The organism is Pseudomonas sp. NPDC089530 (assembly GCF_050280705.1).
GTDB lineage: Bacteria > Pseudomonadota > Gammaproteobacteria > Pseudomonadales > Pseudomonadaceae > Aquipseudomonas.
This window is the reverse complement of the sequence record NZ_JBNNVU010000024.1, coordinates 51,464-69,192: the sequence shown is the minus strand read 5'-3', so window position 1 is coordinate 69,192 and position 17,729 is coordinate 51,464. Positions and strand designations below refer to the sequence as shown.

Here is a 17,729-nt window from a genome sequence, read left to right as displayed (position 1 = left end):
CCGATCGCCAACCTGCGCACCTATGTGCTGGACGCCGAGCTGTCGCCGGTGCCGGCGGGTCCAGGGCATCTACTCGGTGACCAAGGCCGCGGTGATCAACATGACCAAGGTCTTCGCCAAGGAATGCGCGCCGTTCGGCATTCGCTGCAACGCCCTGCTGCCAGGCCTGACCGACACCAAGTTCGCCTCGGCGCTGGTGAAGAACGACGCCATCCTCAAGACCGCCCTGGCGCAGATCCCCCTCAAGCGCGTGGCCGACCCGAGCGAAATGGCCGGCGCGGTGCTCTACTTGGCCAGCGACGCCTCGAGCTACACCACCGGCGTGTCGCTGAACGTGGACGGCGGTTTTCTTTCCTGAGCCCCACCTTCGCCGTAGCCAAAAGGCAGCCCGCGGGCTGCCTTTTTCATTAGCCGCCAGCACCTCGTCCCTTGGCCCTTTTAAAGGGAAAACCAAGTCCGTCACAGTTCGGGTATCGAGTTTGTAGCGATTTATAAATATTTTGTTACATCGGCTTTCACCATGCTATAACCCTTCTCGCTGTAACTTTCAAACACCACTCACTTGAAAGACCCTTGTTTAAAAACAAGTGGCTGTACAGGAGTGCCCTAAAGAAAAACAACAACGCCACCCCATAAAGAACGATTCGCTGTTTATCGATTTCTTTATATGTACCACCTAGTGAGTATCCAGCGGCCAGTAAGGACAACTGCCCCGCACAAACAATAAGAACGCCCCTTCGGCCGGAAACAGCGCCACTGTTTCTGCCCGCTGTAAAACCCTGCCTATTACAAAAAACGAAACATCAGTTTCAACCAAGGACATCTTCAAAGGGAAAGGAAATGGACGTAGCAGGTATTGATCCAGGCAAGCGCAACAACCGCTTCAAATCAAGCGCCCCGGGCCCGATCGCCCTGGCGATCGGCCTGTGGCTGGGCCAGGGCCAGGTAGCGTTGGCCGACACTCCGGCGCCGAATACAGCCTACACCCCACAAGTACTGGAGACCGCCTTCAGAACAGCCGCGGCCTCGTTTGCCCCCGGTACGGCGGTCTATACCAACTTGCGTTTCGGCGTCGGCAATACCCTGGACCTGGCGGCCAAAGAGTTTGGCGCACAGTCTGCAAAGTTCGATTCATTGCTTAAGCAGAATTACGAACTTCAGGCCGAGAACCTGTCGATCAGCGCCATGCTCGGCGATACCAGCAAGCCGCTGGATTACACCAACAATCTGGATCGTTATAAAAGCCGCCTGTTCAGCAACTCGGGCCGCTACACCGAAAGCATCTTCGAGTTCGCCAAAGCCATTATTGCCAACCTGCCCAGTACCCAGCCCTATGCCTATATAGAACCGGGCGTGGCGACGGACTTGAACCCACAACTGAACGCCGGTCGCTCATGGTCCACCGCGACCCGTAACTGGAGCGACAACGCCCAAACCTGGAAAACCCCGGAGGCCCAGGTCAATTCCGGCCTGGACCGCACCAACGCGTATTACGCCTATGCCCTGGGCATTACCGGCAAGGGGGTGAACGTCGGGGTGCTGGACTCGGGCATTCTCAGCGCCCACTCGGAATTCCAGGGCCAGAATGCCCAGGGCGAGCGGCGCGTACAGGCGGTCACCTCCAGCGGCGAGTACTACGCCACCCATCCGCGCTACCGGCTCGAAGTACCGGCCGGCGAGTTCCAGAAAGGCGAACATTTCAGCATTTCCGGCGAATACGACCCAAGCTTCAACGACGGCCACGGTACGGAAATGTCCGGTGTGCTGGGGGCCAGTCGCAACGGCACCGGCATGCACGGTATCGCCTTTGACGCCAACCTCTTCATCGCCAACACCGGCGGCAGCGACAACGACCGTTACCAGGGCTCCAACGACCTCGACTACAACGCCTTCATGGCCAGCTATGGCGCGCTGGCGCAGAAGCAGGTGTCGATCGTCAACCAGAGCTGGGGACAGAACTCGCGTAACGACGTGGAGAATCACTTCGGCACTGTCGGCGATAGCCCGGCGGACATCCTCCGGGACATGACCGCCGCCTACCGCCCCTTCTGGGACAAGGCCCACGCCGGCCAGAAGACCTGGATGGACGCCATGGCCGACGCCGGCCGGCAGTACTCGTTCATCCAGATCATTTCCGCCGGCAACGACAGCCACGGCGCCAACCCGGACACCAACGCCAACCTGCCCTACTTCAAGCCGGACCTGGAGTCCAGGTGGCTGTCCGTCACCGGCTACGACGAAACCGGCGCCCAGGTCTACAACCGTTGCGGCACCTCGAAATGGTGGTGCGTGATGGGCGTTTCCGGGACTCCGTCCGCCGGCCCGGAAGGCGAGATCATCCCCAACGCCAACGGCACCTCGGCCGCCGCGCCAAGCGTTTCCGGGGCCCTGGCCCTGGTGATCCAGCGCTTCCCCTACCTGACGGCGAGCCAGGCCCGCGACGTCTTGCTGACCACCGCCACCCTGCAGGCGCCGGACAGCCCGAACACCCCGGTCGGCGAGCGTACCGGCGGGCGCACCTACGACAACCTGCAACCGGTGCATGACGCCGCCCCGGGCACCCCCCAGGTTCCGGGCGTGGTCAACGGCTGGGGCCTGCCCAACCTGAAGAAAGCCATGCAGGGCCCGGGGCAGTTCGTCGGCGCGCTGAGCGTGGCATTGCCCGGCGGCACCCGGGATATCTGGGCCAACGACATCTCCGACCAGGCCATCCGCGCCCGCCGCGCCGAAGACGCCAGCGAGCAGGCCGCCTGGACCGCGATCAAGCAGCAGAAAGGCTGGGTCAACGGCCTGCCGGCCGACGCCTCGGCGGATGATCGCTTCCAGTATGAAATCGGCATGGCCCGCGAGCAGGCGGCACTGACCCGCGGCCTGGACCCGCTCACCGGCCAGACCTATGTCGGCAGCCTGACCAAGTCGGGGGACGGCGAACTGGTGCTCGACGGCCAGAGCACCTACTCGGGCAGCACCTGGCTGCGTGGCGGCAAGCTCTCGGTGGACGGCTCGCTGACTTCGACCGTAACCGTCGATGGCAGCGCAGTGGGCACTGTCGCCCCCAACAATCGGGTGCTCACCCGCACCGGCGGCACCCTGGCCGGCAACGGCAGCATAGGCACCCTGGTGGTGAACGCCGGCGGCACCGTGGCGCCCGGGCATTCGGTCGGCACCTTGCACACCGGCGACGTCACCTTCAATCCGGGCTCGATCTACGCGGTCGAAGTGGCGCCCGACGGACGGACCGACATGATCCAGAGCACCGGGGTCGCCACCCTCAACGGCGGGCAGGTCACCCTGTCCCTGGAGAACAGCCCCACTCTGTTGTCCGCGGCCCAGGCCACCAGCTTCCTGGGCCAGCAGTTCAACATCCTCAGCGCCAGCCAGGGGATCAACGGGCGGTTCGCCTCGGTCGCGCCCGGCTTCCTGTTCCTCGACCTCGGCCTGAGCTACCAGCCGAACCAGCTGAGCCTGGGCATCGAGCGCAACCAGACGCGCTTCGCCAGCGTCGCCCTGACCCGCAACCAGCGGGCCGTGGCCACTGCGGCCGATACCCTGGCCGCCGGCAATCCGGTGTATGAGAGCATCCTGGCCTCCGACTCGGCGGAACAAGCCCGCCAAGCCTTCGAGCAGCTCGACGGTCAGGTGCACGCCGACCTCGCGGCCGCGCAGATCGCCGACAGCCGTTACCTGCGGGACGCGGTCAACGGTCGGCTGCAACAGGCCCAGGCCCTGGACACCGCCAGGGAGATCCAGGCCGGCGGCAACGGTGGCTGGGTGCAATTGCTCGGCGGCCACCAGCAGGTCGACGCCGATCACAACGCCAGCCGCTACAGCACCTCCACCAGCGGCGTGCTGCTGGGCCTGGACGCCGATGTCGGCGACGGCTGGCGTGTCGGCGCAGCCACCGGCTATACCAAGACCGATCTGAACGGCGCGTCGGGAACCTCGGCGGACAGCGACAACTATCACCTGTCGCTCTATGGCGGCAAACGCTTCGACAGCATCGCCTTGCGCCTGGGAGGCGCGACGACCTGGCACCGCTTCGACACGTCCCGCGACCTGGTGTACGGCAACCAGTCGGCCCACGAGAAAGCCAGCTACAACGCGCGCACCGACCAGGTGTTCGGCGAGATCGGCTACTCCGGCTGGTCGGCCTTCGAGCCGTTCGCCAACCTCGCCTACATCAACTTCCAGAGCGACTCGTTCAAGGAACACGGGAGTGCGGCGGACTTGCACGCCAGCAAGCAAAGCCAGGACGCGACCCTCTCGACCCTCGGCCTGCGCGGCCATACGCAACTGCCGGTCAGCGCCACCCGTTCGCTGACCCTGCGTGGCGAGCTGGGCTGGGAGCACCAGTACGGCGACCTGGATCGCGAGAGCTCGTTGCGGTTCGCCGGCAGCGAGGCGGCCTTTGCCGTGAACAGCGTCCCGGTGTCCCGTGACGGCGCCGTAATCAAGGCCGGCGCGGAAATGGCCATGACCCGCGACACCCTGGTGTCGCTGAACTACACCGGGCTGGTGTCCAGCCAGGGTGGCGGCAGCGCGGTCAACCTCGGGTTCAGCTTCCGCTTCTGACCCCGGCGGCGCTTGCTGGACGGATGGGTGCAATGAACGGTCATTGCACCCATTTTTTTGCTCTTGGCTCATCCATCGGGAGGCGCACGAAAGAAAAATTATTCCACAGATTGAAATTAGGGAATATTTATTCCATAAAGAGCCCTCCTTACAACAACAATTCTGAAAGGTCCGGCTATGGGTGAACTTGGAATAGGCTTGATCGGCACCGGCTTCATGGGGCGTGCCCATGCGCTGGCGTTCCGCAATGTCAGCGCGGTGTTCGAGCTGCCGGTGCGCCTGCACCTGGCGGCGCTGGCCGATGCCGACCGCCAGCGCGCCGAACAGTGCGCCACGGCCTGGGGGTTCGCCCGGGCCCACGACGACTGGCAACGGCTGATCGACGACCCGAAGGTCGATCTGGTGGCGATCACCACCCCCAACCACCTGCACTTCCCCATGGCCATGGCCGCCTTGCAGGCCGGCAAGGCGGTGTACTGCGAAAAGCCCCTGGCGGTCAGCGTCGAGCAGGCCGAACAGATGCACCAGGCGGCCCAAGCCGCCGGGGTGGTGACCCGGGTCGGCTACAACTACCAGCACAACCCGATGATCCTGCAGGCCAAGGCGCTGATCGACAGCGGCGAACTGGGGGAGATCGTCAGCTTCCAGGGCGAGTTCAGCGAAGACTTCATGGCCGATCCGACCTCGCCCTTCTCCTGGCGCTGCGAGCCGCAACACGCCGGCGGCGCCCTGGCCGACCTGGGCAGCCACCTGCTGGCCATGGCCCGTTATCTGCTGGGCGAGGTCGAAGCGGTCTGCGCCGACACCCAGACCGTGCACGGCTCCCGCCCGGCCAGCGCCGGTAGCCGGGAGCAGCGCCCGATCGCCGTGGACGACCAGGCCCATGCCCTGCTGCGTTTCGCCAGCGGCGCCCGGGGCACCTTCAGCAGCAGCTGGCTCAAGCATGGCTACAAGAACCACCTGAGCTTCGAGATCGGCGGCACCCGCGGCACCCTGGCCTTCGACCAGGAGCGCCTCAACGAACTGCGCCTGTACCGGACCGGCGACCAGGGCTTCCAGCGCCTGCTGGCCGGGCCCGCCCTGCCCGGTTATGCCGCCTTCAGCCCGGCCCCGGGGCATCAGCTGGGTTACAACGAGTTGAAGACCCTGGAGGTGCAGGAACTGATCATGGCGCTCAGCGGCCAGGGGCACGGCGGCACGGATTTCGCCGAAGCCTGGCAGGTGGAACGGCTGGCGGCGGCGATCCGGACGGCGGCGCGGGAGCAGCGTTGGGTGAGGGTCGACGCGATGTGATGGCGTCAGGGAGGACGTTATCGCGGGCAAGCCGCGCTCCTACAGAAGACTGAGTTTTCGTTGTAGGAGCGAGCGGGCGGCGATCCGACTTGCCCGCGATAGCCGCGAAGCGGCGACGTTTATCCCAACGCCACCAACCGCGCCGCCAGGGCCTTGGCCTGGCTGGCCACATCGGTCACCGCGGTGCTTTCCCACCACATGCCGCGCAACGGCGGGCCCAGGGCGAACAGCCGGCTGGCGACCCGCCCCTCGGCATCCACTACCGCGCCACCGGCGTCGGCGCAGATCCCCAGGGCCAAGGGCCCCGGCTTGATCAAGCCACGGGCCAGCAATTGTCGGGGCAACGGCCGGGCGACCCGGCGCCAGTCGTATTCGATGCCGCTGGAGTTGATCAGCGCATCGCCCACCACCCGGGTGGTTTCAGCTTCGCCACGGCGGCGGATACGGATCGCCAGGCGCCCGTCCGCCGCGGGCTCCAGGCCCTTGAACGAAGCCGCCTGGATCCGCAGGCGCCCTGCCCCGTGCAAACGCGCCACCAGCTCGGCGCTCAGGGGCGGCGAGCGGTGGTGATGGCTTTCCCACCACGGCCGCACATGGCGCACGAACTGCCGGCGCTGCACATCCGTGGCCTGGCGCCACAGACGGCCGATATGGGCGCGTACCGTGTCCAGCGGCGCCTGCCAGTCGACACCGGCCGCCAGGGCCTCGCGGCACTGCCGACGCAGCTCGTGCAGCAGCTGGCGCGGGCTGCGGATGCTGTGATCCGCCGCGAGGAAATCCACCCACTCCGGCGGCTGGCGGCGCACATGGGGCAGCAGGCCGTGGCGGGAAAACACCTCGATCGGCCCGCGATGCCCGGCCTGCTCCAGGGACACCACGGCGTCGACCATGGTCAGCCCGGAGCCGATGATCAGCACCCTCGACTGCGGATCGAGCCGCTCCATGGCCGGTACATCCCAGGGGTCGAGGGCCGCGGCGTTGAGGCCGCTGGATTCGGTCTGCGGGGTGCGCGCCGCCGGGAACATGCCGGTGGCCAGCACGGCACAGGCGCCACGCAGTTGTCGGCCATCGTCGAGGGTCAGCACGGCGCCATCGGCAGTGATCTGCAGGTCCACCCCTTCGGCCCGCACATGCTCCGCCGTCGAGCCCTGCGCCGTGCCGATGGCCCGCGCTTCGGCCAGTCGCTGCTGCACATACAGGCCGAACAGGCCCCGGGGTGGAAACAGCTCGCTGATGGACACCGGCTGCTGGCTCGACTCAGGCCAGCCACCGGCGGCGATATGGGTGGTCAGCCATTGGGTCAGGTCGTCGGCGTTGTCCGGGTCGACGCTCATGCGCGCGGCGTTGCCGTTCAGGGTATGGCCCAGCTCGACGGCGCTGTAGGCCTCGCCACGCCCCAGCTCGCTGCGCGGTTCGATCACCAGCACCCGGCGCCGGCCCGGCAGGCGTAGCAGCTGCGCGGCGAGCAAGGCACCGCTCAGGCCGCCGCCGACGATCAGCACGTCGGCGTCATGGGGAGTGCGGGTCAGCGGTCCGTCGGGGGTCTCGCTCATGGGGTTCTCACGGCTGGATGGCAGTCATGCACAGCGGTTTTCACCCCGTGCCTGGGCAGCACATTAATGGGTTGGGCGCGGCGGCGGAAGTTCTGTTCCCAAAGCGGTTCAGGGGATATTGCGCTTGAGCCCGGCCAGCCACGGCGACGCCCAAGGTCGCTCGGCGCCGCCGGGGGCTTGCCAGAGGTCATGCAGACGCTGCAAGCCCAAAGCCCGGCGCATCCGGTGCCCGATCAGCCGCTGCAAGGGGCCCCGTGGCCGGGCGTTGGCCCATTGCCACAACCGGCGCCGCCAGTGGCCCGCCGGCCCCAGGCGCGTGTCGACTGCCTCGGCCAGGCGTTGCAGGCCCGGGGCCGACAGCAACAGGCCGCTGGGGGCCACTTCGCGGCGGTCGCGGTCGGCCGAATCGCGACGTTCCGGGAAGGCCAGGCTGTGGCCGCTGTGCAGCCACTGTTGCAGCACCACCTTCAGGCCATCCGGCCATTCGCTGCCCTCCTCGCTCCACAGCTGCGAACCCGCGGCCGGGCGCCAGCGCAGTGTCCAGCGCCGGGGTGGTTCGCGGGCACCGAGCAACGCGGCGAAAGTCAGCAGCCGCGGCGCCGGGCCGCTGGCGCTGGCGGCGAGCCAGCGCTGCAACGGTGGCCCGTCAGGCACAAAGGCATGGCTCGGCCGCAGGCGCCACAGGGCCTGGCACAACGCGACCTGGCCGAGCCCTTCGCCGAGGCTCAGGACGGCGGCGCCCACGCTTTGCGCGGCCAGGGCCAGGAGCAGCAGGTCGGGTTGGAACGGACCGCTCAGCACCAGCCGCGAGCGCGCGCCGACCCCCTGCTGGCGCAAGCCGTCGGCCAGACGCTGGACATCGCGCAAGGCATCGATCCAGCGCCAGTCGTACCAATGGCCGCGGCGCTTGTGGCGCAACGCGCTGGACAAGGGGCAGACCCGGGCCCAGTGCTGCAACAGATCCAGGGCGCCAGGCAGCGGCACGGCGGGGTTCGATACCGAGGTGTCCGCCAGTGGCGAACGCTTGAAGAGATGCACGCTCATGGAATTCCGTTCCTTGGGCAAAAGCGTGCGGTGGTCCGCTAGGCGGGGGTGGATAGTGGCTCGTTCCTTGTAACCGCGGGCCAGGGTTCAGCCTGATAGGCCCGGTCGCCTGCCCTGGCGTCTGCTGCGCAGCCGATCGCAGCCTCGCTGCGCTCGGCAGCGGCTACAGGGATCGTGTTGAGGCAGCAGGAGTCATGCCTTAATATAAAAATCGTTATAAATCAGAAAGTTAAAAATAATTACTGATTAAAAACTTCAACTGAAAACAAGCAAAGTGTTCGAACGCTGTTGCCCAGGCAACAGCGCTCAGATCACCACATTGCGCACAAACCGCAGGGCCACCGTCCCATCGTTGCGGTAAGCGTGAGGCAGGTTGCTGGCGAACATGAAGAACTCGCCGGTGTCCAGACGCCGCTCCTGATCCCCCAGGACCAGGGTCAGGCACCCCTCGAAGACATACAGCTGCTCGCTCCAGCCCTCGGCGTCCGGCTCCGACAGGTATTGCTCGCCCGGCTCCAGGCGCCATTCCCACAACTCCACTTCGCGGGTGGCGTTGGCCTTGCTCAGCAACACCGCCTTGCTACCGGGTATCAACCCGGCCCAGGCCAGCTCGTTGATCCGGCTCGGGTCCCGGGCGTCGGGGGCCTGGATCAAGTCGCTGAAGGCCACGTCCAGGGCCTCGGCCACCCGGTCCAGGGTGCTGAGGCTGACGTTCTTCTCACCGGCCTCGATGGCCACCAGCATGCGCCGGCTGACCCCGGACTTTTCCGCTAGGGCGCTCTGGCTCAGCTCGGCGGCGTGACGCAGGCGACGGACGTTCTGACTGACATGTTGCAGCACGGAAGCGCGCTGCCCGGAATCTTTGTGCACTATATTGCTCACTGTAGAGGTTTGCGCAGTATACTGCCCAACTTCGCGGCGCATTGTGCGGCCGCCCCAGGTAGCGCGCAAGGGTATGAAGTCTGTGAACGCCTGCAAACCATCGTCCTTCTTCCTCAAACTGAGCAAAGCCGAGTGCGTGCTGGTGCTGATCACCATGGTCTGGGGCGGCACCTTTCTCACCGTACAGCACGCCATGACCGTCAGCGGCCCGATGTTCTTCGTCGGCCTGCGCTTCGCTGCGGCAGCCTGCATCGTCGGCCTGTTCTCCCTGCGCAGCCTGCGCGGGCTGACCCTGTTCGAACTCAAGGCTGGGGTCTTCATCGGCACCGCCATCATGCTCGGCTACGGCCTGCAGACCGTGGGCCTGCAAACCATTCCCAGCAGCCAGTCGGCGTTTATCACCGCGCTGTACGTGCCCTTCGTGCCGCTGCTGCAATGGCTGTTCATGGGCAAGCGCCCGGGGCTGATGCCCAGCATTGGCATCATGCTCGCCTTCACCGGCCTGATGCTGCTTTCCGGGCCCAGCGGCGCGTCCCTGAACTTCAGCCCCGGGGAAATCGCCACCCTGATCAGCACCGTGGCCATCGCCGCGGAAATCATCCTGATCAGCACCTATGCCGGCCAGGTCGACGTGCGCCGGGTCACCGTGGTGCAACTGGCCGCGACCTCCGTGCTGTCGTTCCTGATGGTGGTGCCGACCCAGGAGCGCATCCCGGACTTTTCCTGGCTGCTGCTGGCCAGCGCCCTGGGCCTGGGCGCGCCCAGCGCGGCGATCCAGGTGGCGATGAACTGGGCGCAGAAAAGCGTCTCGCCAACCCGCGCCACCCTGATCTACGCCGGCGAACCGGTGTGGGCCGGGCTGGTCGGCCGCATCGCCGGCGAACGCCTGCCGGCCCTGGCGCTGCTGGGCGGCGCGCTGATCGTCACGGCGGTGATCGTCAGCGAGTTGAAGACCAAGGGTAAAGATGGCGCCGTGGCCGAATCGGAGGTCGAGCCGGAGGCCGTCGATTCGGGGAAATGAGCCAGCGCTCGACGGCGCCCACCGGGGTAACGCGTCCCTAGCGTGGCAAGGCTTCGACAATGGCCGCCAGTTCCTGCCGCGAGAGCTGGCCGGCCCGCACGGCGGCGACAATGTCTTCCCGGGTCATGGCCCTGACCTGCCCGGGTTCGACATTGGCCAACCATAAAGGGCTGATCCGCGCCTGCCCCGGCCAGAAGGCCGTCGGCAGGGCTTCCTGGGCGATAACCCCCTTGTGATAGAAGTAGGCCAGGTAGCGGCTATGCCCCTCGGCAAAACTCCTGTCGTAAAACAGCTCGGTCCCGGCGGGCAGTCCCGCCTCCTGCCCCTCGATCGCCAAGGGCTCCAGGGTCTTGAACCCTGGCATGCGGGCGGTGGGGCCGGCCAGGGTCAGCCACGCCCCGGCAATCCCGCCGCCGAGGGTCATCAGCAACAGGCCGATCAGGGTTTTGCGGGCATAGGTTCCGAGGGTCATAAGCTACCTGTGTGCATCCTTTCGAGCGGGTTCGCTGCAGATCGGGCGCGACAATAACATCGCGCTGCTCTCTGTTGTCATGCCGGAGGTTGTCATGGGGGATTGTCATCTGTGCCGGGCAAACTGCCATGACTTGGGGCGAGCCCGTTTTCCATCCCCGGCCTCGAACCCTGGCCGAAGGGGTTTTGTAGGATCCTGCCACAGCTTCAAGGTTGGTGATCAACGAGTCGGCACGTATGATGCATTACAAATTCCCGCAGATTAGAAGCCTATGTCCCTGATAGTTCTACTGCTTCTGCCTTTTATCGGCAGCTGTCTGGCGGCATTGCTGCCGCATAACGCACGCAACACCGAGTCCCTGCTGGCGGGCCTGGTCGCCCTGGCCGGCACCGTGGCGGTGGCGTTGCTGTACCCGCAGATCGCCCATGGCGGGGTGATCCGTGAAGAATTCAACTGGCTGCCCAGCCTGGGGCTGAACTTCGTCCTGCGCATGGACGGCTTCGCCTGGCTGTTCTCCATGCTGGTGCTGGGCATCGGCACCCTGGTGTCGCTGTACGCGCGTTACTACATGTCGCCGGAAGACCCGGTGCCGCGCTTCTTCGCGTTTTTCCTGGCGTTCATGGGCGCCATGCTCGGCCTGGTGATTTCCGGCAACCTGATCCAGATCGTGTTCTTCTGGGAGCTGACCAGCCTGTTCTCGTTCCTGCTGATCGGCTACTGGCACCACCGCGCCGATGCCCGGCGCGGGGCCTACATGGCGCTGATGGTCACCGGCGCGGGGGGCTTGTGCCTGCTGGCGGGGGTCATGCTGCTCGGCCATGTGGTCGGCAGCTACGACCTGGACCAGGTCCTGGCTGCCGGAGATCGCATCCGCGCCCACGCCCTCTACCCCATCCTCCTGCCCCTGATCCTGATCGGCGCCCTCAGCAAAAGCGCTCAGTTCCCCTTCCACTTCTGGCTGCCCCACGCCATGGCCGCGCCCACCCCGGTCTCGGCCTACCTGCACTCGGCGACCATGGTCAAGGCCGGGGTGTTCCTGCTCGCGCGCCTCTGGCCCTCGCTGTCCGGCAGCGAGGAATGGTTCTGGATCGTCGGCGGCGCCGGCGCCGCGACCCTGGTACTGGGAGCCTACTGCGCGATGTTCCAGAACGACCTCAAGGGCCTGCTGGCCTACTCGACCATCAGCCACCTGGGCCTGATCACCCTGCTGCTGGGCCTGAACAGCCCGCTGGCGGCGGTGGCCGCGGTGTTCCACATCCTCAACCACGCCACCTTCAAGGCCTCGCTGTTCATGGCCGCCGGCATCATCGACCACGAAAGCGGCACCCGCGATATCCGCAAGCTCAACGGCCTGGTCAAGCTGATGCCGTTCACCGCCACCCTGGCCATGGTCGCCAGCGCCTCCATGGCCGGCGTGCCGCTGCTCAACGGTTTCCTGTCCAAAGAGATGTTCTTCGCCGAAACGGTGTTCATCAATTCCACGGCCTGGGTCGAGGCCGCCCTGCCGGTGATCGCCACTATCGCCGGGACCTTCAGCGTCGCCTACGCCCTGCGCTTCACCGTGGATGTGTTCTTCGGCGAACCGGCCACCGACCTGCCGCACACGCCCCACGAGCCGCCACGCTGGATGCGCGCGCCGGTGGAACTGCTGGTGTTCACCTGCCTGCTGGTGGGGATCTTCCCGGCGCAGATGGTCGGCCCGCTGCTGGCCGCCGCTGCCCAGCCGGTGGTCGGCGGCACCCTGCCGGAGTACAGCCTGGCGATCTGGCACGGCCTGAATGCACCGGTGATCATGAGCCTGATCGCCATGTCCTGCGGCATTGTGCTCTACCTGCTGTTACGCAACCCGCTGGTGCGCGGCCATTTCGCCCATCCGCCACTCATCGGCCGCTTCAACGGCAAGCGCCTGTTCGAGCGCGGCCTGGTGGGCATGATGCGCCTGGCCCGGCGCCTGGAGCGGCGGATCAGTACCCAGCGCCTGCAGACCCAGTTGTTCCTGCTGGTGCTGGTGGCGGTGCTGGCCGGCCTGATCCCGATGCTCCACAGCAGCCTGAGCTGGGGCGACCGGCCAAAGATCCCGGGCTCCATCGTCTTCGTCACCCTCTGGCTGCTGGCCATCGCCTGCGCCCTGGGCGCCGCCTGGCAAGCCAAGTACCACCGCCTGGCAGCCCTGACCATGGTCAGCGTCTGCGGCCTGATGACCTGCGTCACCTTCGTCTGGTTCTCCGCCCCGGACCTGGCCCTGACCCAGCTGGTGGTGGAAGTGGTGACCACGGTGCTGATCCTGCTCGGCCTGCGCTGGCTGCCGCGGCGGATCGAGGAGGTCTCGCCGCTGCCCAGCAGTGTGCCCAAGGCCCGCGCCCGGCGCCTGCGCGACCTGCTGCTGTCGCTCGCCGTCGGCCTGGGCATGGCCGTGCTGTCCTACGCCATGCTGACCCGCCAGACCCCCAACGACATTTCCTCGTTCTACCTCAGCCGCGCCCTGCCGGAAGGCGGCGGCAGCAATGTGGTGAACGTGATGCTGGTGGACTTCCGCGGCTTCGACACCCTGGGCGAGATCACCGTGCTGGTGGCCGTGGCCCTGACCGTGTTCGCCCTGCTGCGACGCTTCCGCCCACCGAAGGAAAGCATGCAGTTGCCGGCCCAGCAGCGCCTGCTGGCGCCGGACGTGGTCACCGACCTGGTCAACCCGCGCCAGGCCAGCGACACCGCCCTGGGCTTCATGATGGTGCCGGCAGCGCTGGTGCGCCTGCTGCTGCCGATCGCCCTGGTGGTGTCCTTCTACCTGTTCATGCGCGGCCACAACCAGCCGGGCGGCGGTTTCGTCGCCGGCCTGGTGATGTCGGTGGCGTTCATCCTGCAGTACATGGTCGCGGGCACCCAGTGGGTCGAGGCGCAGATGAGCCTGCGGCCGCCGCGCTGGATGGGCACCGGCCTACTGTTCGCCACCCTGACCGGGCTCGGTGCCCTGGGCTTCGGTTACCCGTTCCTGACCACCCATACCCTGCACCTGGAGCTGCCGCTGCTGGGGGATATCCATATCGCCAGCGCGCTGTTCTTCGATATCGGCGTGTACGCCGTGGTGGTCGGCTCGACCCTGCTGATCCTCACCGCGCTGGCGCACCAGTCGGTGCGTGCCCAAGTCAAACCCCAAGCCAAGCCAGGAGCCGCCTGATGGAAGAAGTCATTGCAATTGCCATTGGGGTGCTGGCGGCGTCCGGCGTCTGGCTGGTGCTGCGCCCGCGGACCTTCCAGGTGGTGATGGGCCTGTGCCTGCTGTCCTACGGGGTCAACCTGTTCATCTTCAGCATGGGCAGCCTGTTCATCGGCAAGGAACCGATCATCAAGGACGGCGTGCCCCAGGACCTGCTGCACTACACCGACCCGCTGCCCCAGGCGCTGGTGCTCACGGCGATCGTCATCAGCTTCGCCATGACCGCGCTGTTCCTGGTGGTGCTGCTGGCCTCCAGGGGCCTGACCGGCACCGACCACGTGGATGGCCGGGAGCCTAGGGAATGAGCCTGATGCCGCACCTGATCGTCGCGCCCATCCTGCTGCCGCTGCTGACCGCCGCGGTGATGCTGATGCTCGGCGAGAAACATCGCCCGCTCAAGGCCCGGATCAACCTGTGCTCCAGCCTCCTCGGCCTGGGCATCTCCGTACTGTTGCTGTACTGGACCCAGCAGACGGGCGTGCCCGGCTCCGTCGGCGTGTACCTGCCGGGCAACTGGCAGGTGCCGTTCGGCATCGTACTGGTGGTCGATCGCCTGTCGGCGCTGATGCTGGTGCTGACCGGGATCATCGGCGTCAGCGCCCTGCTGTTCGCCATGGCCCGCTGGGAGCGCGCCGGGGCCAGCTTCCACGCGTTGTTCCAGATCCAGCTGATGGGCCTGTACGGCGCCTTCCTGACCGCCGACCTGTTCAACCTGTTCGTGTTCTTCGAAGTGCTGCTGGCCGCCTCCTACGGCCTGATGCTCCACGGCTCGGGACGGGCACGGGTGTCCGCCGGCCTGCACTACGTGGCGATCAACCTGCTGGCCTCGTCGCTGTTCCTGATCGGTGCGGCGCTGATCTACGGCGTCACCGGCACTCTGAACATGGCCGACCTGGCGCAGAAGATCCCGCTGGTGCCGGAAGCCGACCGCGGCCTGCTGCACGCCGGCGCGGCGATCCTCGCCACCGCGTTTCTGGCCAAGGCCGGCATGTGGCCGCTGAATTTCTGGCTGGTGCCGGCCTACTCTTCGGCCAGCGCCCCGGTGGCGGCGATGTTCGCGATCATGACCAAGGTCGGCGTCTACACCCTACTGCGCCTGTGGACCCTGCTGTTCTCCGGGCAAGCCGGGGCCTCGGCCTACTTCGGCGGCGACTGGCTGATCTACGGCGGCATGGCGACCATCGTCTGCGCCGCCCTGGCGATCCTCGCGGCCCAGCGCCTGGAGCGCATGGCCAGCCTGAGCATCCTGGTCTCGGCCGGGATCCTGCTGGCCGCCACCGGCTTCGCCCAGCCCAGCCTGGTGGCCGGCGCCCTGTTCTACCTGGTCAGCTCGACCCTGGCGATGAGCGCGCTGTTCCTGCTGGCGGAACTGATCGAACGCTCGCGCTCGGCCATCGAAGCGCCCCTGGACGACGAGGGCGACACCCTGCCCCGGCCCCAGGAGGCGCTGCAACCACCACCGGGCACCAACCTCGATGACGAGCAAAACGTCGTGGTCGGCCAGGTGATCCCCTGGACCATGGCCTTCCTCGGCCTGAGCTTTATCGCTTGCGCCCTGCTGATCGTCGGCATGCCGCCGCTGTCGGGCTTTATCGGCAAGCTGAGCCTGATCGGCGCCCTGCTCAACCCCACGGGGCTGGGCCAGGCAGGCGACGCGCCGCTGTCCGCCGCCTGGGGCCTGCTGGTGTTGCTGATCCTCTCCGGCCTGGCGTCGCTGATCGCCTTTTCACGCCTGGGCATCCAGCGCTTCTGGACCCCGGAAGAACGACCGTCGCCGCTGCTGCGGCGCTACGAGTGCGTACCGATCATCGCCCTGCTCGGCCTGTGCCTGCTGCTGACCGTCAAGGCCGAGCCGCTGCTGCGCTTTACCCAGGCTGCCGCCGACGACCTCAACCAACCGCAGCAATATGTGATGGCCGTGCTCGGCACCCGGGCGATACCGAACCCCGAAGCCCAGGCGGCCTTGCCGGAGGTGCAGCCATGAAGCGCCTGTTTCCCGCCCCCTGGCTGTCCCTTGCGCTGTGGCTGCTGTGGCTGGTGCTGAACCAGTCCATGAGCTCCGGCAACCTGTTGCTCGGCGCCCTCCTGGGGTTCTGCGCGCCCTTGATGATGCGGCCGCTGCGCCCGCTGCCGATCCGCATCCGCCGCCCCGCGACCCTCCTGCGCCTGTTGCTGGTGGTCGGCCGCGATGTGGTGCTGTCGAACCTGGCCGTGGCCTGGGGCATCCTCAACGCCGGGCGGCGCCCGCCGCGCTCACGCTTCGTCAAGATCCCCCTGGAACTGCGCGACGCCAATGGCCTGGCCGCGCTCTCGACCATCACCACGGTGGTGCCGGGCACGGTGTGGTCCGAGCTGTCCCTGGACCGCAGCATCCTGCTGCTGCATGTGTTCGATCTGGACGATGAAGCCGCGTTCATCCAGCACTTCAAGACGACCTACGAGCGTCCGTTGATGGAGATCTTCGAATGAGTGCCCTGCTCGAGCAAGCGATCCTGTTCAGCCTGTTCCTGTTTTCCGTGGCCATGGTCCTGACCCTGGTCCGGCTGTTCAAGGGCCCCTCGGCCCAGGACCGGGTCCTGGCCCTGGACTACCTGTACATCCTGGCGATGCTGATGATGCTGGTGCTGGGCATCCGCTATGCCAGCGATACCTACTTCGAGGCGGCGCTGCTGATCGCCCTGTTCGGTTTCGTCGGCTCCTTCGCCCTGGCCAAATTCCTCCTGCGTGGCGAGGTGATCGAATGAATAGCGTCGGTGAACTGTCGTTGTGGCTGCAGATTCCGGTGGCGATCCTGCTGGTGCTCGGCAGCCTGTTCGCCCTGACCGGCGCCCTGGGCGTCGTGCGCCTGAAGGATTACTTCCAGCGCATGCACGCGCCGGCCCTGGCCTCGACCCTGGGCGCCTGGTGCGTGGCCCTGGCCTCGATCCTGTATTTCTCGGGAATGAACTCGGCACCGGTGGTGCACGCCTGGCTGATACCGATCCTGCTGTCGATCACCGTGCCGGTGACCACCCTGCTGCTGGCGCGGGCGGCGCTGTTCCGCAAGCGCATGGCCGGCCACGATGTGCCGGCGGAAGTCAGCAGCCGGCGCAGCGAAAACGGCAGCTGAGTTCTTCAGCGTCTGGCCACGCGTCATCGCGAGCAAGCTTCGCTCCTACTGTAGGAGCGAGGCTTGCCCGCGATGCTTTTCAGCTTTTAGCTAGCAACTCAGTTCCAGGCCACCACCAGCAACCCCGCCCCCAGCACCACGCACAGCGGTGAATAGAACACCGTGTCCAGGCGGGCGAACTGCGATCCGCTGGTCTCCTTGAAGAACCCCACCAGGTTCGAATCGCCGATGGCCCGGGCGAACATCAACAAGGCTATCGCACTGATCACCCATTGCAGCGAGGGGTGGCTTACCGTCGGCAGGTAGAGCCCCACCCGCAGGCACACCAGCATCGCGATCAACAACAGGCCCACCGCCACCAGCAAAGTGACGAACCCCGAAGGCTTGAACGCCGGCTCCAGCTCGCCTGGCGTGCTGCCGGGCACCTGGGGGATCACCGCCGTGCTGCCACGCTTGCCGCCGGCGGCCCAGTACAGGTGGATCAGGCTGATCAGCAGGAAGGCTCCTGCCATCCCCTGCGCGATCAAAACATTCATAGGCAAACGTCCATGGCAAAAATGTCGCTGAAG

Annotated in this window: 14 protein-coding genes and 1 pseudogene; 10 read left to right on the top strand and 5 right to left on the bottom strand. The window is 66.5% G+C overall.

The window, feature by feature from the left end; translation table 11 throughout:
- From ACQKQA_RS12330 to ACQKQA_RS12320, 3 genes are all read left to right on the top strand, one after another.
- Positions 1-358 (top strand): SDR family oxidoreductase (locus ACQKQA_RS12330; protein ID WP_427557361.1); only part of this gene is annotated, 358 nt, incomplete at its 5' end.
- A 482-nt stretch (positions 359-840) separates the two neighbouring features.
- Positions 841-4,572: an autotransporter domain-containing protein gene (locus tag ACQKQA_RS12325; RefSeq protein WP_427557358.1), complete on the top strand. Its 3,732-nt coding sequence runs from the start codon at positions 841-843 to the stop codon at positions 4,570-4,572.
- A 177-nt stretch (positions 4,573-4,749) separates the two neighbouring features.
- On the top strand, positions 4,750-5,865 hold the full coding sequence (locus ACQKQA_RS12320; RefSeq protein ID WP_427557355.1) for a Gfo/Idh/MocA family protein: 1,116 nt from the start codon (positions 4,750-4,752) through the stop codon (positions 5,863-5,865).
- Between the two features lie 119 nt (positions 5,866-5,984).
- Here ACQKQA_RS12320 and ACQKQA_RS12315 read toward each other — a convergent pair whose 3' ends face one another.
- From ACQKQA_RS12315 to ACQKQA_RS12305, 3 genes are all read right to left on the bottom strand, one after another.
- Complete coding sequence (locus tag ACQKQA_RS12315; RefSeq protein ID WP_427557352.1) at positions 5,985-7,418, bottom strand: FAD/NAD(P)-binding protein; 1,434 nt, start codon at positions 7,416-7,418, stop codon at positions 5,985-5,987.
- 108 nt (positions 7,419-7,526) lie between these two features.
- Complete coding sequence (locus ACQKQA_RS12310) at positions 7,527-8,462, bottom strand: AMP-binding protein (RefSeq protein WP_427557349.1); 936 nt, start codon at positions 8,460-8,462, stop codon at positions 7,527-7,529.
- 306 nt (positions 8,463-8,768) lie between these two features.
- Entirely contained in the window at positions 8,769-9,332 is a 564-nt protein-coding gene (locus ACQKQA_RS12305; RefSeq protein ID WP_427557346.1) for a helix-turn-helix domain-containing protein, read from the bottom strand.
- Here ACQKQA_RS12305 and ACQKQA_RS12300 point away from each other — a divergent pair.
- Positions 9,327-10,365, top strand: a pseudogene (locus ACQKQA_RS12300) (DMT family transporter). The gene ACQKQA_RS12305 and the pseudogene ACQKQA_RS12300 sit on opposite strands and share 6 nt — an antisense overlap.
- Positions 10,366-10,402: 37 nt before the next feature.
- Here ACQKQA_RS12300 and ACQKQA_RS12295 read toward each other — a convergent pair.
- Complete coding sequence (locus ACQKQA_RS12295) at positions 10,403-10,837, bottom strand: hypothetical protein (RefSeq protein ID WP_427557343.1); 435 nt, start codon at positions 10,835-10,837, stop codon at positions 10,403-10,405.
- 271 nt (positions 10,838-11,108) lie between these two features.
- Here ACQKQA_RS12295 and ACQKQA_RS12290 point away from each other — a divergent pair, with 271 nt between their 5' ends.
- From ACQKQA_RS12290 to ACQKQA_RS12265, 6 genes are read left to right on the top strand one after another with little or no spacing between them, the layout of a single operon-like run.
- Positions 11,109-14,012, top strand: coding sequence for a monovalent cation/H+ antiporter subunit A (locus ACQKQA_RS12290; RefSeq protein WP_427557340.1), 2,904 nt, complete (start codon positions 11,109-11,111; stop codon positions 14,010-14,012).
- The gene (locus ACQKQA_RS12285; RefSeq protein WP_003180540.1) at positions 14,012-14,356 is read left to right on the top strand and encodes a Na+/H+ antiporter subunit C; all 345 of its coding nucleotides are present in this window, start codon (positions 14,012-14,014) and stop codon (positions 14,354-14,356) included. Before ACQKQA_RS12290 ends, ACQKQA_RS12285 begins: the two co-directional genes overlap by 1 nt.
- Positions 14,353-16,035, top strand: coding sequence for a monovalent cation/H+ antiporter subunit D (locus tag ACQKQA_RS12280; protein ID WP_427557337.1), 1,683 nt, complete (start codon positions 14,353-14,355; stop codon positions 16,033-16,035). Before ACQKQA_RS12285 ends, ACQKQA_RS12280 begins: the two co-directional genes overlap by 4 nt.
- Positions 16,032-16,520 (top strand): Na+/H+ antiporter subunit E, encoded by a 489-nt coding sequence (locus ACQKQA_RS12275; protein WP_427557334.1) that lies wholly within the window; start codon positions 16,032-16,034, stop codon positions 16,518-16,520. Before ACQKQA_RS12280 ends, ACQKQA_RS12275 begins: the two co-directional genes overlap by 4 nt.
- On the top strand, positions 16,517-16,795 hold the full coding sequence (locus tag ACQKQA_RS12270; RefSeq protein ID WP_427557331.1) for a K+/H+ antiporter subunit F: 279 nt from the start codon (positions 16,517-16,519) through the stop codon (positions 16,793-16,795). Before ACQKQA_RS12275 ends, ACQKQA_RS12270 begins: the two co-directional genes overlap by 4 nt.
- The gene (locus ACQKQA_RS12265) at positions 16,792-17,160 is read left to right on the top strand and encodes a Na+/H+ antiporter subunit G (protein ID WP_427557328.1); all 369 of its coding nucleotides are present in this window, start codon (positions 16,792-16,794) and stop codon (positions 17,158-17,160) included. Before ACQKQA_RS12270 ends, ACQKQA_RS12265 begins: the two co-directional genes overlap by 4 nt.
- Before the next feature lie 98 nt (positions 17,161-17,258).
- On the opposite strand, the gene ACQKQA_RS12260 is transcribed toward ACQKQA_RS12265, so the two are convergent.
- Positions 17,259-17,696, bottom strand: coding sequence for a DUF3995 domain-containing protein (locus ACQKQA_RS12260; protein WP_427557325.1), 438 nt, complete (start codon positions 17,694-17,696; stop codon positions 17,259-17,261).
- Positions 17,697-17,729 lie beyond the last annotated feature (33 nt).